This window comes from Bacillus sp. A015 (assembly GCF_053851875.1).
This window is the reverse complement of record NZ_JBSPZB010000003.1, coordinates 163,837-181,906: the sequence shown is the minus strand read 5'-3', so window position 1 is coordinate 181,906 and position 18,070 is coordinate 163,837. Positions and strand designations below refer to the sequence as shown.

Below are 18,070 nucleotides of genomic sequence, written 5' to 3'. Positions count from 1 at the left end.
GCTGAATCAGAAAAAAAACCTCACTTTTTTTGTGAGGATAATTGAGAAAGAAGATCTAAGGACAAGCTTGCAGCACGATTGTTCTCTTCTTGAATAGACAGGTAAATTTCCTTCCTGTGAATATCGATGTGCTTAGGAGCCTCAATCCCAACTTTCACTTGATCGCCTTCGATTGAAATAATCTTGACTTCAATATCATCGCCTATTTGAATCGACTGATTTAATTTCCGAGACAGAACTAACATGAGGAGGCCACCTCTAACAAATGTTTTGTATGATAGGCTGAATCATGCAAAATCACTTGCTTGGCTTTCATGTTTTTCCGGTTCACAATGATAGGCGCTCTTAAATTGGCTGTCGTTTTTTCAATAGAGGATTCCATGGTTAAAATAACCATTACTTCCACATCATTCGCATCTTCCACACCAAGAATGTCTACAACCGTCTCTTCTAAGTCAAATTCGTATTGATTGAAAAATAAAAACGGACTGCTGACAATAAAGCCTAATTCTGCGTTTTTCAATGATTGAAGAACTAAAAATGGAGACTCTTCTGATAAAGGTAAAATGACAAACTGTTTTTGATCCAGAAATCCTGGTATCCCATTAGAGAAGTTGATGATTTGCTCCTCTTTAATTGTCACTTCACCATGGTATTTTGTTTGAATGATCATAATTCACGACCTTTTTCGTTTTTCTTACCTATACCTTATCACCATTTTGACCCGTTTCGTCAACTTCTATTTTTAAATCTGGGTATTGTAACATATCAATATTTACTTTACCTTGCTGGTAGTTAACGATCGGTTTATGCGGTGTTGCCTCAATGATCGCTTTTTGAGGCTCAACATCAATTTGAAGCTCGGATGGCTGATAGTGAATTTTGACACTGAAGAATGAAGGAATTACACCGATGGTGAATTGCTTCGCGGGAGGACTACCATTGATTTTGGCAAACTCAGCAATGGCATTACCTCCATCCTCAATCTTAATCAGTTCGCTTCCTTCTTCCGCTCTTCGGCCCATTCCTTCACCAACAGCACGTTTCCCCTCAGCTGCCCATTCCTCAGAACGCCTAAAAATCGACTTGATATCCATATCAGCAAAGGCCTCAGTTTGATCAATGGTTAATTTCGACGGTGTCCTTGTGATGTTCATGACAGCTCTTGGCTGCTGAATCTCAAGATCAGCTCTTGGCTGCTCTACTTCTTGTCTAGATGGAGTCGTCGACATTTGCAGCTTTGCATAGGTTTGTTGCATTAACAATCTAGGGATTTGCATAAGTTCACCTCCATGATGCAAAAAAGCACCCAACGGATGCTTTTTATTATCTTAAGAAATCGACAAGGGATGGTTGAATCACTTTTGCTGTCGTCGCTAAAGCAGCTCTATTCACAGTTTCTTGTTGAAGAAGATCAAGAATCGCTTTTTCACTTTCAACATCTTCATTATCTGATTTAGCATTTTTCAGCACTTCGAATTGTGAAGTCAAGCGGCTACTTACTAAGTCAATCCGATTCGATCGGGCTCCAAGATCTGAGCGCTCGGCACTCATCACTTCTTTAAACTGATCAATGTTTCCTAATGCATCATCAGAATTCGCAAACGTCCCATTTTTTAATGAATTTTCTAAATCCGTCAGCATTTCAATCACATTTTGACCGCTGGCAGATTGTCCACCAAACGCTGAAATTGGATTTGAGTTCACATTTAATGTGATACCGTCAGAAATGTTCGATTGAACTGAGTTTGCATCAGTATAGTTTTCAAAGTTAAATGTATACGTACCATCTGCATTCTCGACGACTGGTTTTACATTTGTATTCGTCCCATTAAATACGAACTTACCTAACATCTGAGTGTTCATCGCATCAATGATTTGTTTCTTCATTTGACCAATTTCCACTCCGATAGCTTCTAAATCTTCTGGCTGCTTTGTTCCATTAGCCGCATCAAGCACTTTGTCTCGTACATTTGACATAATATCGATGATTTCAGTGACACTCGTTTCAGATGTATCAATCCAGTTTCGTGCCTCATTTAAATTATTTTGATATTGCTCATTTCGAAATAGGGCTGTACTATACTGAAGACTTTTTACTGCTGCAACAGGATCATCAGATGTTTTCGTGAAACGTTTTCCTGTTTGGGCCTGCTCATTAATTTTAGAAAGTTTTTCATAACTTTTACTAATATTGCGAAGTGAGTTTTGAGAAATCATACCTTGCGTGACTCGCATCAGTTATCCCTACCTTCCTACGACACCCATGCCGTTGATTACTTTATCCAATACTTCATCTTGTAATGTCACAATTCTTGCCGCTGCATTATACGCATGCTGAAATTGGATCATATTCGTCATTTCTTCATCGATGGAGACAGCGCTAGTCGACATTCTACGTTCATTAGCTGAGTTGACAAGAGCCGCTGAACTGCTTTCCAGCGTCATGTTCTTTTTCCCTTGTATCCCCATTTCAGCAATGACATTTTGGTAGTAATCCTGAATTGTCGTTGTATTTCCGCCAATTGCTAGCTTTAAGTTTTGAATATTGGCTAATTGCGTAGCATTCGAACCATCACCCTGCGTTTGATTGACAGATGCGGCAATATTATCTGTTGATGCTAAAATCACATCACTCACTTTGATACGAGCTGCCAAGCCTTTATTCAGATCATTGTTATTTTCGATATCAAAAAAGTCTTGTCCGCTTGCCCCATTTAACGTGTACCCTTGCTTATGCACGTCGTTAAATGTATCCATGAATACTTGTGCTACTTCATCTAGCTCTGCAAGCATGTCTGGGTACATTCCTTTTTCAGCACCATTTGACATGTAGCCATACGCCTCAACAAGTGCTTTTACTTTACCATTCACCTGTAATTGATCTGCTGCAATGGTTGTTGTTCCGAATTGAAGTGAACTGACAAGTCCCGTCGTATTATCGTAGGAGATTTGCAGTTCAGACTTTTCATTGGTAATGCCATTCAAAATCGTTCCAGCAGATTGTCCATTTGCACCGATAATGTCGATGTTGACGGTTCCTTCAGCAATTTTGAGTGCATTTCCGCCAGATGGATTGTAGCTCACCTTAATATCAACAAGTGAGGATAACTGATCGACCAGCGCATCACGCGTATCATAAAGATCATTTGGAAGATATCCATTTGGCTCAACTGCTGCAATCTGTTTGTTTACTTCATCTATTTGAGATAAAAGATTGTTCACATTTTTTGCTGTTGAATCGAGTTCTGTTTTCAAATTCTTTTGTATCGTTGTTAAAGAAGAATTGAGCAGACGGAATTGGTCTACTAAAGCCTGGGCACTTGTTTTAACAACGGTACGTGCAGATGCAGTATCAGCATTTTTCGATTCTGATAGGACCTGTAATGATTTCCAAAGATTATCAAAGGCTCTGTTTAAGCCTTCATCTGTCAAATCATTCATAACCCCCTCCATTTGTGAAAGGGCATCAGACTTCGCTGCATAGTAAGACAAGTTATTGTTATGATCTCTGTATTGTAGATCTAAAAAGCTGTCTCGAATTCTTTCAACGGTTCCAACTTGAACTCCTGTCCCCATTTGGCCGTACGTCTTGCCATCATAAACAGAAATCACTGGGTAAGGATTATCTGCTTTAAAGGTAACTCTCTGTCTTGAGTAGCCTTCTGTATTTGCATTGGACACGTTGTTTGATGTGACATAAAGCCCTGCACGCTGGGCTGTGATTCCTCTTTTTGCCGTTTCTAGTCCCATGAATGTAGAACCCATTGGTATCCTCCTTGTTTACGCCTTTGAATCAAACAAAGCCCTATGCTGTTTAGGCTTTGAACTCTCAAGACCATTTTGTCCGTAATTCATATGCTCTTTATTAGGGTTAACGAGATCGAATGTCAGTGAAATAAATTGAAGTGACTGCTGAATGAGCTGTTTGTTTAATTCATTTACATCTTTCAATTCCACCATGATGTCATTTAGTTTCTCATATAACGAAATGAGCTCTTCTTGTTCCGTACCTTCAGCCTTTTCGATACATGCTGTGATTGTCGGCGGTTGATCACTTTGTAAAAATTGAACTGTAGCTTCAATACGCTTTTCTTCTAATTGAGAAATGGCCTGAATATATTTCTGCTCTAAATTCAGAACCTCTGAAAGAGCATCAATCTCATTGCTTTTCAGCATTTCTGTTTTATCCTTAGACAGCTTTAGAAGCTGTTCATGTAATCCATAGAGACGATGCAGCTCTTCAATAATTATTTTAACTGACATTCACGCTACTCCTTTTGTTATTGTTGTTTATAAAAATTCAGCATTTTATCTGCAATACCTTTTGTATCTACCTGATATGTTCCGGCTTCAATGCTTTTTTTAAGTTGGTCTATTTTATCTTGACGTTCTTTCATTAAATTCGGCACCTTTTGCATTTCGATTGCCTGTTTAGAAATTTCGACTTTATCAGTTGATTTTGCTTGATTCGATTGCAACGTTTGTTTCTCATATGTTTTCTTGTAAGGATTTACTGGTTGTGTTCCATATCGATTAATTTTCACGGGATTCCTCTCGCTTTCCGTTACAGTCTGTCTTGATTCTATCCATTTTATCGACCAAACTGCAACTTAGTTTAGGGAATCAGTCGTTTTTAGGATTAATGGCATAATAAGTGTCTTTTTCCCTAGATTCAATCTCCTTTTTACGCTCTTCTTCTTGGTTCATTTGGCTGATTTGCGAATGAATATCCTGTTCACATTGGCTGCACAGCTTGTTTTTCCTGATCGGTTGGCCGCATCTTTCACAAGGATAGTTGATATTCGGAAATTGACTAATTTGAAGCCTGTTCAAGCGGATAAATTTCAGGATTAATTCTTCATCAACATCTGTTGCATCTACTATTTCAGCAATAGTTGATTGTCTATTACTTTGCTTCCGCAAAAATTTATAAACGATATCAAAAGAACGTTCTTCTTCTTCAAAGCATTTGTTACAAACCGTTTGGATGGTGGTTTTTAAAAATAACTGATTACATTGTGGACAGTTTGCCAATTGATTCATAACCAAAACCCCTTACGTTATTTTCTTTTCTTATTATCGGTTGATTATCATGATTTTTAACTACGTATCAACGTAAAAGAGGAAACACTTTTGGCACCTGCGTCTTTTAAAATTTTTGCCGCATCATAGATGGTCGCCCCAGTTGTATAGATATCATCAATTAATACAATATCCTTTTGAAGGATCGCATCTGACTGCTTTAATTGGAACAGTCCTTTTTGATCTAGACGTTCATTTTTACTTTTCTTGGACTGCTTACTTTGATGAATTTTAACGAGTGGTTGCAATATAGGCATACCAATCAAGGAAGCTAGTACGACGGACTGATTAAATCCTCTTTCCTTTAACCTTTCTTTACTTAAAGGGATTGGAATCAGCACAGGTTCTTTAATTGAAAAGGAACGCTTAAACACTGCTCGTACATCTCTTTTAAACAACTCAGCTAAAGCTGTATCACCTCGAAATTTAAATCGAGCAAGGACGCCTTTCATAAAATCGTTGTAAGTATAAACACACCTATTTTTCACAAGAACTTCAGAAAAATCGAGCCGTTCATTCCATCGGGAACAGTCCTGACACAATTCGTTATTTGACTGTCCTCTTCCACATTTTGGACAAATAGTGCTATGAATCTTCACTAGGTGATCCTTACATGCTATACATAAGCTATCATCATTTGATAGAAGTAATGATTTCCATGTAAAAGCAGCCACAAAATGCCCCTCACAAATTGGGCAAATCAACTGTTTTCCTTATTAAGCGGCTGACGATTTTCGCATCTCGGAAATGTCGTGACCTTTGAAGCCGCTTCTGTAAGAGTGACCAGCATGGCAGTATTCTTCTGTTTATCCACCATCTCGGATTTACTGTAAGATATTTTATCGATATCTGTTATATATTGTGGCTTCACTTGATTTAGTGAAATCGCTAATACATCTTCTATACACTTTTCACAATGACAAATCATGTTTAATTGATTGAGATATTGATAGAGGATTTCCTTGAGTAGTATTTCTTTTGCATTGAGTAACATATTTTGTCTCTCCTGCCATTTGTGTATTGTGAATATAATGTACCATGATTTAGTTAAACCCACACTATTTTTCAGAAAACTCCTGTGCAGCTGTATCATTCATTTTTACAATATGCTTCTTCGCTTGTTTCATCCTTCTCGTTAAACCAAAATGAAAAAAGAAAACATCTCCTGTAGAATATTCAGGATGCCTCCCCGCCCTTCCAGAAATTTGAACAAGTGCACTTTCTGTAAAAATAGTAGATTCCGCACCTAGTACACCCACCTGAACATCTTGAATGGTTACGCCTCTTTCGAGAATAGTTGTAGTAACCAGTACATCGTATGCGTAATTTCTGAAGTGTTGGACCTTTTGTTTCCTATCTTGATCATCAGCAGATACACCCTCTACATTTACATGATGCTCTCGAAGAATCTTCGTTACCTTCTTCATCGTGGAAATAGAAGGAACAAAAAGTAAAACCCTTCTCTTTCTTTTAATATGTTTCTCAAGCCATTTCATTACAGTAGATGGCAGCTGATTCTTGTTTAATTTCTTTTTCCACTGTCCAATCCATTGAAATGACGGGACGGGTAAAGGTTGCCCGTGGAAACGCAGAGGAATTTTTATCGCTTCTAATTGTCCATGAACAACATCCTTTTTCATTTTTTTAGATGGTGTGGCACTTAAGTAAATCCTAACCCCTGTTTTTCTCATAGCCTTTAAAACAGCAAATTGAAGACGTTCATCGATTGAAAAAGGAAAGGCATCGACCTCATCTACAATGAGAACATCAAAAGCATTTTTGTATCTCATGAGCTGATGGGTTGTGGCGATCATAAGCGGTGCTATTTGGAACCTTTGAGGGCTCCCGCCATAAAGCACAGCTATATTCAGCCCTTGAAATGCCTTTCTAATTCGCGGCTCGAGTTCAAGCACTACATCTGTTCTAGGCGTCGCGATACAGACACTCATTCCTTTATTTAACGCAAATTCAATTCCGTGAAAAAGCACCTCCGTTTTCCCTGCCCCGCAAACAGCCCAAACTAGTAGATCAGATTTGTTTTTTATCGCTTCTATCATTTTTTCTGACGCTCTCTTTTGCCCTTTAGACAGCTCTCCCTGCCATGTTAATTCAGATTGAAACGTTTCTTTCATTTGCGGACCCGTCCATTCGTACAGAGAGCCACATTCGGTTACTTTTCCCATCATGATGCATGATCTACAGTACACACATTCTTTTTGGCATATTTCACAAGGTGAAAGAGCAAAGTACCGCTTGTTTGATACACCACATCGGCAGCATGTAAAACCGCTCGCTTTCCTCTCAATGGCAGGAGTTCTATTTACTAACCTTTTCTCCTCCAGCCAATCCAAATGAGGCTTTATGCATCGAGTTTCAATGGTAAGTAGGTGGCGTGATTGCAGTTGTTGCCTTAGTTCCATCGCTTTGTCCATGTTTCTCCTAACACCTTTCAACTGATGTTTGCCTATTATGTACAAAGACAAGACCTTTCGTCCAACTGTCATAATTGAAAAACAAACCCCCTTTTCCATGAGAAAAGGGGGTTTTTGAGATCTATCTAATCATCCAGCCAAGACCTAATGACCCTTCGCCTAGATGAGTACCAATCACGGCACCAAAGTAGCTTTTATAAAATTCGACATGAGGGTACTTTTCTGATAAATGTGCAATCAATTCTTCTGCTTCTTCTTCTCTATTTCCATGAATGATTGCAGCTCTCATCGGTACACCACGTGATGCATCTTCATCGAATAATTCAAAAATGCGTGAAATGGCTTTTTTACGTGTACGAATCTTTTCAAAAGGGACAATTATCTTGTTGTCAAAATGAAGGATAGGCTTTACCTTTAAGAGGCTTCCAATAAAAGCCTGAGCACCGTTTAATCTTCCGCCTCTTTGCAAATGAGTTAAGTCGTCCACCATAAAATAGGCTCGTTCGCTTTCTTTCAGATAATTTAGATGTGTTAAAATCTCTTCTGGAGAAGCACCTTCTTGGATTTTTTCAGCAGCTTCTAATGCATAAAACCCCTGCACCATACAGCTAGTTTCTGAATCAAACGGGTAAATGTCAATTCCGTCAACTAGATCGTTCGCTGAGGCTGCACTATTATATGTTCCACTAATTCCGCTTGAAAGGTGAATACTAATCACAGCGTCGTATGTTTCACTTAGCTTTTCATATAATTCTACTAGTTCACCAAAAGCAGGCTGAGAGGTTGTTGGAAGATCTTTATGTTTTTTGACTTCTTCATAATACGTCATCCAATCCATCTCTATTTCTTCCCGGTACGATTCGCTGCCAAAGATGACGTTAAGGGGGATCATATGAATTTGATGTTTATCACGTAGCTCTTGTGGTATATAAGCAGTACTGTCTGTTACAACGGCTATTTTCATTCTTAAATACCTTCCTTATTCGTTACTCTTTTTTATTCTAAAAGAATGATCATTGTTTTTCATTAGATTTATAATAGTAATCAAAAAAGCCTGCCTAATCAATAGGCAAGCCTGCAATATCCGAAAAAGACTCTTTATCCTGCCTATCATTTCTCTCAAACTTAAAATGTGAGAGAACCAAAAACAGGTGAAAAAGGAGTACTTGTCCGGAACATTATCTCATTTCTACCCAGCCGTTTTTAATTGCTACAACAACAGCTTGTGTACGGTCGTTTACATTCATTTTTTGCAAAATGTTACTTACATGGTTTTTGACTGTTTTCTCACTAATAAAGAGCGATTCACCAATTCCTCTGTTGCTCTTTCCGTCAGCTAACATTTGAAGCACTTCACATTCACGTCTTGTTAAGATATGAAGTGGTCTGCGAATTTCAGGATATACTTCATGCTGTGGATGTGCTGAAACGCCGCTAGTTGCTAGGCGTCGGAATTCATTTACTAAGTTATGAGTGACTTTCGGATGTAAATAAGATCCTCCGTCAGCTACTACTTTCACTGCTTCAATGAGAGTGTCTGCATCCATTTCTTTTAACAGGTAACCTCTCGCCCCTGTTTTCAATGCATGTGTCACATAGTTTTCATCGTCATGAATAGATAGAATAATGACTTTTGATTCGGGATAAAGCTCTACTAGCTGCTTTGTAGCCTCTACACCATTTACATTCGGCATATTAATGTCCATAATGACAACATCCGGATGATAGTGCTCTACGATACGTGCAGCTTCGTCACCGTCGTCTCCTTCTGCAACTACTTCAAAAGTAGGTTCAAAATCTAAAATCCGTTTGACACCTTCACGGAATAATTGGTGGTCATCAATAATTACAATATTTACTTTAGTCACAAGCTACGCCTCCCCATGTTTATTGTTCTACACCTGAACTTTATGGTCAATATGTCTTTTGACTCTATTTTACAATTTTATTTTGCAATGTTAACGGCACTCGAATCATGATGAATGTCCCTAGACCTATTTTTGAGTCTATGGTCATTTTACCTTCTAGTAAGTCTACGCGTTCTTTCATACCAAGTAAACCGAAGGATTTGTTTTTGTTTGTTTTAACATCTTTCATATCAAAGCCTTTTCCATCGTCTTTAATAATTAATGTCACAGAGTCTTTCGTTACTTCTACCTTTACAGAGATTTCTTCAGCTTCAGAATGTTTTAAGGAATTTGTGACAGCTTCTTGGGCTAGTCTAAATAGTGCCACTTCAAATTGAGAAGCAATTCTTTCGCTTTCTGTATCGCCTAGGCATTGGAACGTAATCTTGGTTTTCCCATCATACTCTTCAATTGTGTTTAAGTATTTTCTTAGCGTCGGAATGAGACCCAAATCATCTAAAGCCATCGGTCTTAAATCATAAATGATTCTTCTCACTTCGTACAGAGCATTTCGCACATTCTGTCTGAGACTTCTAATTTCTTTAAAGCCTTCTTCTGTACCACGGTCTCTAAAAATCCGTTCAATTAATTCAGAACGCATCATCACGTTTGCCAGCATCTGAGCCGGACCATCATGAATTTCCCGAGATACCCTTTTGCGTTCTTCTTCTTGAGCTTCAATAATTCTTAGTCCAAAATCTTGTTTTGCCTGAGCATCTTCAAGTAAAACGCCTACCTGGCGTAAATCCTGGTTGAGATAGTTCAGAACAACCGTGATTTGACTCACAAGCGTTTCAGAGCGTTCAATGACGTCTTGTAAGCTTAATAATCGTCTCTCCAGGTCGTCTCTTCTCTCTCTCAACTGCTTTTCACGCTGCTGGATCATGGTGAGTTCTACTTGCAGATTATGTGCTTTTTCGTAGGCCTCTCGTATTTCTTCTTCGCTGAATTTGTTAAAGTTTCTGCTGACTTCAGATAAGCGGTTTCTAGCATGTCTCGTATGTACTTCTAGTTTATCACCAAAATCAATTACCTCGTTTACTTGCTGCTTGATTTGCTTAAGCTCTTCAACTAGGGTCTCATATTGTTGACGGGACTGTTCGCCTATCCTAAATACTTCGTCCTTGCTGCCATCAACTGTACTTAGCATTTTCATGATGATTGAATCCAATAATTTCGGATCCATTTTGGGTGTTGTCATGGCTTTTCCCTCCCGTAACAGTGATGTCATCTTTTTTTATTATAAATGTCATTGATCTGCATTTTATGTCGAATTATAATGAAAGAATGCGTATAAATCATGAAGTTTTTATGACGACCCTTTTTCCGCTCCTATCATCATAACAAAATACGCTGTAAAATTCTAAAACCAATGCAAATTTTCTCTAGTCTTACAATTTGCTTGTCAGGAGGGTATGTCTTTTGCTGAATCGCTATCTTACAGTAAAAAGTCGTGGCGAGCATGAGATCGTCATTGAAAAATCACGTTTTATTTGTCATATACAGCGTGCTGTCTCAGAAGAAGAAGCACAAGCATTTATACAATCCATTAAAAAACAACATTGGAATGCCACACATAATTGTTCAGCATATCTCATTGGTGAACATGACATGATTCAAAAAGCAAATGATGATGGTGAACCAAGCGGTACGGCAGGAGTGCCAATGCTTGAAGTGCTAAAAAAACGGAAGCTTAAAGATACAGTCGTTGTGGTCACTCGTTATTTCGGCGGTATCAAATTAGGTGCCGGTGGATTAATTCGTGCCTACGGAAAATCTGTATCAGAAGCAATCAACCATGTTGGTATAGTAGAGCGCTGTTTAATGCGTACGATGCACACAACAATAGATTATACATGGCTTGGAAAGGTAGAGAATGAGCTTAGAGCCTCATCTTTTCAGCTAAAAGAAATCCATTATGCCGAAGATGTTATTTTTGAGACGTATGTAGAAGAAACACAAACAGAGCAGTTCATTGAATGGATGACAGAGCTGACAAATGGAAAAAGCGTGACAAAAGAAGGCGAACTGATTTATTTAGAAAAGGACATTGGTCCGATAAAGGAGACAGATGAATGGCACAACGAGTAAAAGTGCGTGTACGAAAGAAAAAGAGTAAGAAGAAAAAGATTATCAAACGTATTCTGGTCTTGTTTTTGCTTCTCTTCATCTGCATGGGCGGATTTGCAGTGTATAAAATTGTGAATACACTTCAGGCAGCTGACAAAACATATGATGAACTAGACCGCGGAGAGAAATCTAAGCTCCGTGATGCTGTCATTGATATTAAGAAGAAACCTTTCTCTGTTCTATTTGTCGGAATTGAGGATTATGCCACGGATGGTGATCATGGCCGTTCAGATTCACTCATTGTTGCAACCATTAATCCTCAAGATAAAACGATGAAAATGGTCAGTATTCCTCGTGATACACGGGTACATCTTGCAAGTGACACGACCGAAAGTAAAGATAAGATTAATGCGGCATTTGCTAAAGGCGGAAAAGACGAAACGATTGAAACTGTCGAACAATTCTTGCATATTCCGATTGATAAATATGCAACCGTTGATTTTGACGGCTTCAAGGATGTTATTGATGAAGTCGGCGGAATTGATATCGAGGTTCCATTTGACTTTAACGAAAAAAGTGATGTGAAAAAAAAGAAAAAGATTTACTTCAAAAAAGGCAATATGCATTTAAACGGGGAAGAAGCACTTGCTTACGCGCGGATGAGAAAACAAGATCCACGAGGTGATTTCGGGCGTAACGATCGTCAGAAACAGATTTTACGAGCCATGATTGATCAAATGGCGAAGCCAAGTAATATTGCAAACGTGGATAACATCGCGAAGGAAGTAAGTGATCACATTACGACCAATTTCCGTATCACGGAAGGACTTGCTCTTCAGCAAATCTACAGTGGATTTAAAGGAGACGACACAGAAACGCTTTCTATAAAAGGAACAGACAGTTATTTAGGACCAAATCGAACGTATTACTTTGAGCCAGATCCAACCAATCTAGCTAACGTACAAAATGAATTACGGACGCATTTAAAGCTTCCTTCTGAGCCTTCGACTGGAACAGATTCACAGACCAATCCATCATCTGGTGAAACAGGAACAGGAACGACAGATACTGCGCCCACTGCGCCAAATTCATCCGGACAATAAAGAAACAGCCCGATTCCTAGGAACGGGCTGTTTCTTTAATTTCTTTTGACCATGCGTTTATAGAATTTCGTAAATGGTTTGAACTCTTCGTTCACTAAACCAGTGACTTCCGCAATGACTTGCATAAACATGACCAATAAAAAAATAATGATCAGTGATAACCAAATGGTTGCACTTGTCAGCAATATTGCACTTAAGCTAAACACTAAACCAATCATGTAAATGACGATGACGGCCATTCGATGGGATAAACCATAGGCCATCAGTCTATGATGAATATGCGATTTGTCAGGCGCTGAAATTGGCTGTTTATTTAATATTCGTCTAATGATCGCAAAGGTCGTATCAAAAATAGGGACACCTAAGATGATCACCGGGACAACGACACTAAACAAAGTGACACTTTTGTATAACCCTAAAAGTGACAGCACCGAAATCATATAGCCTAAAAACAACGAGCCTGTATCACCCATAAAAATCTTTGCCGGATGGAAGTTGTAAAATAGAAAGCCGATTGTACTGCCAATGACGACAAGAGATAAAGAAAGAATGAGAATCTTATCAGCAGAAAATGCCATCACTGCAATCGTGGATAAACCGATGACCGAAATACCAGCAGCGAGTCCATCAAGGCCGTCAATTAAATTGATGGCATTTGTGATTCCGACAATCCATAACACGGTTAGGGGATATGCCATCCAGCCTAACTCAATACGATCTGTTAAGAAAGGAACAGAGAAAAAGTCCATTTTAAGGCCCGTGCTCACGATCAAACAAGCAACGAGAACTTGCACGAGAAATTTAAATTTTGCACTTAAATTATATTTATCATCAAATATACCTAAAATGACGATGAGTACGGCACCAACTGAAATCGCTGTAATTTTATTATGTAGAAATAGCCCGCCTGCTAATGATCCAGCCGCTACCCCAATAAAAATCGCCAAACCGCCCATTCGAGGCATTACTTTATCATGAACTTTTCGTTTATTCGGCTGGTCCACTGCACCAATCTTAATTGCAAGCTTTTTGACGATTGGTGTCACAATTAAAACTGTAGCCAGAGAGACAAAAAACGCTAATAAGGCGCGTTCGTAATCCATAGGTCAGTCTCCTTCTAAATTGAAATCTGTATTTTGTATATTGGCCGCTCTTTCCATTATACAATTGAATATAGGATGATCACAAGCTCCCTCTGTGAAGAAGAAAAATAAAAACGCACAATCCTGAATGAATTATGCGTTTTCTTTAATATTCGTTAATTCCACCATGTTTGTGAACAGCGCGTGCCAATCTTTTTTCTTCGCCCGGCTTTGTCTTAGATGTCTATAGGTCATGTCATCTTTTTTGCTGATCACTTTCAGGCAGGCTTCTACGAAGAGCGCAGGATCTTCGCCCTCTAAATATTCATACACATCATTCTCTTTTAGCCTTTCCGTTGATGGAAGATTTAAACCGACAACCGGTATTCCTGCAGCTAGAAATTCATATAGCTTGAGCGGGAAAACGGCTTGATTATAAGGAGACTGTTTGTATGGCATCATCCCTACATCAATCAGTTTCATATAAGCAGGCACTTCTTCTGGTGCAACAGCCCCTGTCCAAATGACATTTGGCAGTTTGAGTGCATGCTGAAAAGATGGATCTCCATTTGTTCCATCAGGACCGACAAATAAAAATGTCCAATCTGGCTGCATGTGAGCAGCTTGCGCAATCATGTCAAAATCGAGCTTCGGCTTGATTCCTCCAATAAAGCCAAGAACGGTTCCTTCTCTTCCTTCCAGCACATCCTCCTTACAGGAAAGATTGCTTTTTGCAAACACATCGTACTCAACACCATTTTCTACTGTGAACACATCTTTCGGTTCACCCATGAGACGTTTTTTGATTTGATCATGTAAGTATTGAGAAGAGCATGTAATGCTGTGTGCGTATTTAATGATTCGGTTTTCTGCTTTTACAATGACACGCTGCCTCATATAAGAGAGTATGTTGTTTTTCCCGCTTATCGGCTCTCCCCACAGATCACTGCAATCATACACAATATGTTTCCATTCAAATAAAGAAGATAAGAGCGGAAATCCAGGAAACGTATACCATAGGCAAACGGCTATCCCCTTCTTTTCCTCCTGCCGCAAATGCTCAAGAAGAGGGGATAATTTATGAATATAGAACATATCTTGATATCGACCAAAGCGAAAAAATTTGCTCTTGAGCACATCAGGAATGGTCAATTGCTTCATTCGATCCGTTATGGGCTGAAAGGGAGCTGTATGACGGGCTGCAGACGGGCATACCCAGATGACTTCTTTCGTTTCTGGATCAGAAGCTAGAAATTCCGCCAAACGATGCCGTCTGTACCTCAGGCCATCCTGTCCCCATTCTCCCGTCGCTACGATAACATGTATGATCGAGTCTGCTTTCACCTTTATCACCTTTTTTCCCTTCTGTTTATAAGCGCTTCTTCACAGCATTTGTCGCATAATGCATAAAACACCATGACGCTTTGACAAAATGAAGCTGCTCAATTTCTCTGTAGACAAACCACGTTTTTTTCGCCGCTTTCCATTTGTTACTCGAGATAGAGTTTCCAACGATGCGATATTCACTGAGCGGCTCACTCATGCCATAGGCTGTAAATCCTCTTTTTAAAATAGACAGCCACGTGGCTAAATCCTGTCTTGTACGGATGTTCGGCATTTCCACATGCCCCACCTGCTGAAGATCGATCATGACCGTCAAACAGCCGATAATGGTATTTTTCAAGGCTTCATTGTAGTTCAACCTAGCTGGTGCAGTGACTGTTTTTTGTAACGGCTCTCCATTTTCTGCAATGATGTCATACGCCGTGAATGTAAAAGCATAATCATTCGCCAGCATAAAGTCTACCTGCTTTTCGAGCTTTGTCTCTTTCCACTTATCATCGCTGTCTAAAAAAGCGATAAAACGCCCCTTTGCCTGTTTGATGGCCGTGTTTCTCGCAATGGCGGCTCCCCCGTTTTCCTCTAAATAAATGACGTTGATTCTGTCGTCCGCCTGACTTAATTCCCCTAATAGCTTCCTTGTTCCATCTGTTGAACAATCGTCTGCAATGATCAGCTCCCAATTGGAATAGGTTTGGGCAAGAACGGAATGAACTGTATCCGTTAAATAACGTTCCGCATTATACGCCGGTGTAATAATAGATACTAACGGTTGATTGTTCACCTAAGACTCATCTCCAGTTCATCATTAAGATTCTTTGAACACTTCAGGTAACACCACAAACATGAGCGAGATGCTAAAGCCAATGATCAGTCCGAGCAGTGCCCGTTTTTTCGCTGATATGCCTTTATTGCCTTCATCAAGCACTTGAGCCGGGTCCACAATCTTTGCCTGCTTCATTCCGAGCTTTGTAGACTCCAATTCATATAAGAATCGTTCTTTATCCACTTTGGAATCATTGCTGACAGATTCGTCTTCAAGGGCGGATAACCTATTTTCAATGACCTGCTGCCTTTTTGTAAATAATGCTTTGTCTTGCTTGAGAAATGTATCTGACACCTGCTTCACTACAGCCAAGGCTCGATCCTTATCGGCATCTGTGAATGACAGCTGTAATTGTGTATCTGATTGATTGGTCAGGATCAGGCGTTTTTTCACATCCTGCCTTTCTTCTTCCTTTACATCACTGAGTGCTTGATTCAGAAATGCATCGCTTTTTAATAGAGATGTCACTTCTGCCATATTGTTATACACCCCGTCATCATATTTACCAAGCGTGAGGGTAACAGCGGCTGTATAACTGGACTGTTCTACTGATCCTTTGGCAAAAAAGAAACCAAAAGCGCCTAATACGACAGGCAGCAGCACGAGCCATACGATATACTTTTTGATTCGCTTCCCTATTCTTAACATGAAACCAGACATGTTCATTCTCCCAACATTGACGTATTTGCTTTTTTACTAGTGTAGCCATACAAGCTCAGCACCACACACGATTTACCAAGGCTTGAAACGTTGTTTGTTTTTCAAGATATTAACCGCTGCGATCACCAGTCCTAAAAATACCCAGTGGAAATATAAATTCGAGACGGAACTAGGACTGATACTTGAGACGAGAAAGCTCAGCATTGCAGCAAACAGACCTTCAATGATCATTTTTGCTGATCTTGTGTCAGCCCATTGGTATTGTTTGTACAGTGTGAACATGAGATAGGCGTACACTGAGATATAGCCTAGCATGACCGCAAAGCCAAAATTCGTCATCACCTCTAGCAGCCAATTGTGCACTTCAACGACTTGATCTGTATCAAAGATTGAAAAGTGGGCTAAGTAATAAGATACATTACCTGCTCCGACCCCGAAGCCGTATGAATTCGTAAAGAAATGCCATGCGTTTTTGATCAAATTGGCCCTAGCGATGTTGGACGGGAGTGGTTCACTAAAAGAATGCGCGACCTGAGAAGCGAGAAACAAGTCATAAAAGACCGAATAGATCTTGGCCGAAAAGATGGCGATACAGATAACACCAAGTCCGCCTGCTGCGATGAGTGACCACTTTTTTAGAAAGCGCGGCATAAGCAGCCACACATAAATAGCCACTCCCGCAAATATGCCAAGCAAGCTGGCGCGGGATTCTGTTAACAAAATGAGATACAGAGCTGAGATTGCGCCTAATAATCCAAACGCTTTGATATAACCATTTTTCATTTGACGCATGCACGCCACATATAAGAAAAAGCTAATAGATAAAAACGTCGCAAAGTCATTTTGATTAAAGAATACAGATGTAGGATAGTGCTGTTTATACGCTGGCCCAAGATACAATGATGTGTTAGGTAAATGGTTCAAAGTAAAGTGATTATAGAACCCGATCCCCATCACAAATACGGTCATGACCAGCCAAATACTATAAAAGGTCACCATCTGATCCATTCGCTGAATGTACATGACCACAAGAAAGACAAACCCCATTCCCATCGCAAGCAGGGACATATATTTCAGACCGTCTGTAACCGAATGAGCCCAAAGCAGTGAGATGAGCCCGTAAAGAAACCATGCAGCAAAAAAACCGAGAATGCCTTTTACACGAATCTGCTGCCACTGTAATATGTACGTCCCCTTATCTCTCATCCGCCATATCAATAAAGCAAAGACGGCAATGAGCATGATACGGTAGAGGAAAAGACTAAAGAACCCGACACTAATAGAAAAGAAAGCGTTATTGAGAAAGGTCAATGCAATTAAAAGGTAGATGGCTGACATGAATACTTGCTCACCATTCATGTATTGCTTCATCAACACGAGAACTGCCGTGAGGACCACAAGCAGAACCGGGATTGCCACCATCTTCTTTAACCCAACGGGCTGCGCGGATGCAATTTGTACAATCCCTATCCCTGCTGCAAACAAAATACATCCGATCATGATTTGCCATGCTGTTTGTTTCACACTCATACCCATTTCCCTCCTAAGCCATCCATCCGATTTG

The 18,070-nt window shown here is 39.6% G+C and carries 21 protein-coding genes; 2 read left to right on the top strand and 19 right to left on the bottom strand.

What is annotated here, in order from left to right; translation table 11 throughout:
- Nucleotides 1-20: 20 nt before the first annotated feature.
- The 14 genes from csrA to ACSLGF_RS04095 form a co-directional block, all read right to left on the bottom strand.
- Nucleotides 21-245, bottom strand: coding sequence for a carbon storage regulator CsrA (gene csrA / locus ACSLGF_RS04160; RefSeq protein WP_456002825.1), 225 nt, complete (start codon nt 243-245; stop codon nt 21-23).
- Nucleotides 239-673 (bottom strand): flagellar assembly protein FliW, encoded by a 435-nt coding sequence (gene fliW, locus ACSLGF_RS04155; protein ID WP_456002823.1) that lies wholly within the window; start codon nt 671-673, stop codon nt 239-241. The genes csrA and fliW overlap by 7 nt, the downstream gene beginning before the upstream one ends.
- A 28-nt stretch (nt 674-701) precedes the next feature.
- The gene (locus ACSLGF_RS04150) at nt 702-1,280 is read right to left on the bottom strand and encodes a DUF6470 family protein (protein WP_456002821.1); all 579 of its coding nucleotides are present in this window, start codon (nt 1,278-1,280) and stop codon (nt 702-704) included.
- A gap of 46 nt (nt 1,281-1,326) precedes the next feature.
- Nucleotides 1,327-2,238 carry a flagellar hook-associated protein FlgL gene (flgL, locus tag ACSLGF_RS04145; RefSeq protein ID WP_456002819.1) on the bottom strand — a complete coding sequence of 304 codons (912 nt, stop codon included), beginning with the start codon at nt 2,236-2,238 and terminating at the stop codon, nt 1,327-1,329.
- A 9-nt stretch (nt 2,239-2,247) separates the two neighbouring features.
- Entirely contained in the window at nt 2,248-3,768 is a 1,521-nt protein-coding gene (gene flgK, locus ACSLGF_RS04140) for a flagellar hook-associated protein FlgK (protein WP_456002817.1), read from the bottom strand.
- Nucleotides 3,769-3,783: 15 nt separating this feature from the next.
- Nucleotides 3,784-4,266: a flagellar protein FlgN gene (locus ACSLGF_RS04135; protein WP_456002815.1), complete on the bottom strand. Its 483-nt coding sequence runs from the start codon at nt 4,264-4,266 to the stop codon at nt 3,784-3,786.
- 17 nt (nt 4,267-4,283) lie between these two features.
- A complete protein-coding gene (flgM, locus tag ACSLGF_RS04130; RefSeq protein ID WP_456002813.1) occupies nt 4,284-4,547 on the bottom strand; it encodes a flagellar biosynthesis anti-sigma factor FlgM in 264 nt (87 codons plus the stop codon).
- 79 nt (nt 4,548-4,626) lie between these two features.
- Nucleotides 4,627-5,046, bottom strand: a complete 420-nt coding sequence (locus ACSLGF_RS04125; RefSeq protein ID WP_456002811.1) for a TIGR03826 family flagellar region protein — start codon at nt 5,044-5,046, stop codon at nt 4,627-4,629.
- 56 nt (nt 5,047-5,102) lie between these two features.
- Nucleotides 5,103-5,459 (bottom strand): ComF family protein, encoded by a 357-nt coding sequence (locus tag ACSLGF_RS04120; RefSeq protein ID WP_456002809.1) that lies wholly within the window; start codon nt 5,457-5,459, stop codon nt 5,103-5,105.
- A gap of 326 nt (nt 5,460-5,785) precedes the next feature.
- Complete coding sequence (locus ACSLGF_RS04115) at nt 5,786-6,079, bottom strand: late competence development ComFB family protein (RefSeq protein ID WP_456002807.1); 294 nt, start codon at nt 6,077-6,079, stop codon at nt 5,786-5,788.
- A gap of 64 nt (nt 6,080-6,143) precedes the next feature.
- Nucleotides 6,144-7,517 (bottom strand): DEAD/DEAH box helicase, encoded by a 1,374-nt coding sequence (locus ACSLGF_RS04110; protein WP_456002805.1) that lies wholly within the window; start codon nt 7,515-7,517, stop codon nt 6,144-6,146.
- A 121-nt stretch (nt 7,518-7,638) separates the two neighbouring features.
- Nucleotides 7,639-8,481, bottom strand: coding sequence for a DegV family protein (locus tag ACSLGF_RS04105; RefSeq protein ID WP_456002803.1), 843 nt, complete (start codon nt 8,479-8,481; stop codon nt 7,639-7,641).
- A gap of 214 nt (nt 8,482-8,695) precedes the next feature.
- A complete protein-coding gene (gene degU / locus ACSLGF_RS04100; RefSeq protein WP_008348273.1) occupies nt 8,696-9,385 on the bottom strand; it encodes a two-component system response regulator DegU in 690 nt (229 codons plus the stop codon).
- A gap of 64 nt (nt 9,386-9,449) precedes the next feature.
- Nucleotides 9,450-10,625, bottom strand: coding sequence for a sensor histidine kinase (locus ACSLGF_RS04095; protein ID WP_456002801.1), 1,176 nt, complete (start codon nt 10,623-10,625; stop codon nt 9,450-9,452).
- 221 nt (nt 10,626-10,846) lie between these two features.
- Here ACSLGF_RS04095 and ACSLGF_RS04090 point away from each other — a divergent pair, with 221 nt between their 5' ends.
- Together ACSLGF_RS04090 and ACSLGF_RS04085 are read left to right on the top strand one after the other, a co-directional pair.
- Nucleotides 10,847-11,515: a YigZ family protein gene (locus ACSLGF_RS04090; RefSeq protein ID WP_099726395.1), complete on the top strand. Its 669-nt coding sequence runs from the start codon at nt 10,847-10,849 to the stop codon at nt 11,513-11,515.
- Nucleotides 11,500-12,597 (top strand): LCP family protein, encoded by a 1,098-nt coding sequence (locus ACSLGF_RS04085; RefSeq protein WP_456002799.1) that lies wholly within the window; start codon nt 11,500-11,502, stop codon nt 12,595-12,597. The genes ACSLGF_RS04090 and ACSLGF_RS04085 overlap by 16 nt, the downstream gene beginning before the upstream one ends.
- A gap of 35 nt (nt 12,598-12,632) precedes the next feature.
- On the opposite strand, the gene ACSLGF_RS04080 is transcribed toward ACSLGF_RS04085, so the two are convergent.
- The 5 genes from ACSLGF_RS04080 to tuaE all read right to left on the bottom strand — a co-directional run bounded on the left by ACSLGF_RS04080 (nt 12,633) and on the right by tuaE (nt 18,036).
- Nucleotides 12,633-13,700, bottom strand: coding sequence for a glycosyltransferase family 4 protein (locus ACSLGF_RS04080; protein WP_456002797.1), 1,068 nt, complete (start codon nt 13,698-13,700; stop codon nt 12,633-12,635).
- A 132-nt stretch (nt 13,701-13,832) separates the two neighbouring features.
- Nucleotides 13,833-15,029 (bottom strand): teichuronic acid biosynthesis protein TuaH, encoded by a 1,197-nt coding sequence (gene tuaH / locus ACSLGF_RS04075; protein WP_456002910.1) that lies wholly within the window; start codon nt 15,027-15,029, stop codon nt 13,833-13,835.
- A 19-nt stretch (nt 15,030-15,048) separates the two neighbouring features.
- Entirely contained in the window at nt 15,049-15,804 is a 756-nt protein-coding gene (gene tuaG, locus ACSLGF_RS04070; RefSeq protein WP_456002795.1) for a teichuronic acid biosynthesis protein TuaG, read from the bottom strand.
- Nucleotides 15,805-15,828: 24 nt separating this feature from the next.
- Nucleotides 15,829-16,506, bottom strand: a complete 678-nt coding sequence (gene tuaF / locus ACSLGF_RS04065) for a teichuronic acid biosynthesis protein TuaF (RefSeq protein WP_456002793.1) — start codon at nt 16,504-16,506, stop codon at nt 15,829-15,831.
- Between the two features lie 72 nt (nt 16,507-16,578).
- Entirely contained in the window at nt 16,579-18,036 is a 1,458-nt protein-coding gene (tuaE, locus tag ACSLGF_RS04060) for a teichuronic acid biosynthesis protein TuaE (RefSeq protein WP_456002791.1), read from the bottom strand.
- Nucleotides 18,037-18,070 lie beyond the last annotated feature (34 nt).

Coding starts and splice junctions, on each gene's coding strand:
- csrA (WP_456002825.1), bottom strand. CDS start 245: ATGTTAGTTCTGTCTCGGAAATTAAATCAGTCGATTCAAATAGGCGAT.
- fliW (WP_456002823.1), bottom strand. CDS start 673: ATGATCATTCAAACAAAATACCATGGTGAAGTGACAATTAAAGAGGAG.
- ACSLGF_RS04150 (WP_456002821.1), bottom strand. CDS start 1,280: ATGCAAATCCCTAGATTGTTAATGCAACAAACCTATGCAAAGCTGCAA.
- flgL (WP_456002819.1), bottom strand. CDS start 2,238: ATGCGAGTCACGCAAGGTATGATTTCTCAAAACTCACTTCGCAATATT.
- flgK (WP_456002817.1), bottom strand. CDS start 3,768: ATGGGTTCTACATTCATGGGACTAGAAACGGCAAAAAGAGGAATCACA.
- ACSLGF_RS04135 (WP_456002815.1), bottom strand. CDS start 4,266: ATGTCAGTTAAAATAATTATTGAAGAGCTGCATCGTCTCTATGGATTA.
- ACSLGF_RS04125 (WP_456002811.1), bottom strand. CDS start 5,046: ATGAATCAATTGGCAAACTGTCCACAATGTAATCAGTTATTTTTAAAA.
- ACSLGF_RS04115 (WP_456002807.1), bottom strand. CDS start 6,079: ATGTTACTCAATGCAAAAGAAATACTACTCAAGGAAATCCTCTATCAA.
- ACSLGF_RS04110 (WP_456002805.1), bottom strand. CDS start 7,517: ATGGACAAAGCGATGGAACTAAGGCAACAACTGCAATCACGCCACCTA.
- ACSLGF_RS04105 (WP_456002803.1), bottom strand. CDS start 8,481: ATGAAAATAGCCGTTGTAACAGACAGTACTGCTTATATACCACAAGAG.
- ACSLGF_RS04095 (WP_456002801.1), bottom strand. CDS start 10,625: ATGACAACACCCAAAATGGATCCGAAATTATTGGATTCAATCATCATG.
- ACSLGF_RS04085 (WP_456002799.1), top strand. CDS start 11,500: ATGGCACAACGAGTAAAAGTGCGTGTACGAAAGAAAAAGAGTAAGAAG.
- ACSLGF_RS04080 (WP_456002797.1), bottom strand. CDS start 13,700: ATGGATTACGAACGCGCCTTATTAGCGTTTTTTGTCTCTCTGGCTACA.
- tuaF (WP_456002793.1), bottom strand. CDS start 16,506: ATGTCTGGTTTCATGTTAAGAATAGGGAAGCGAATCAAAAAGTATATC.
- tuaE (WP_456002791.1), bottom strand. CDS start 18,036: ATGAGTGTGAAACAAACAGCATGGCAAATCATGATCGGATGTATTTTG.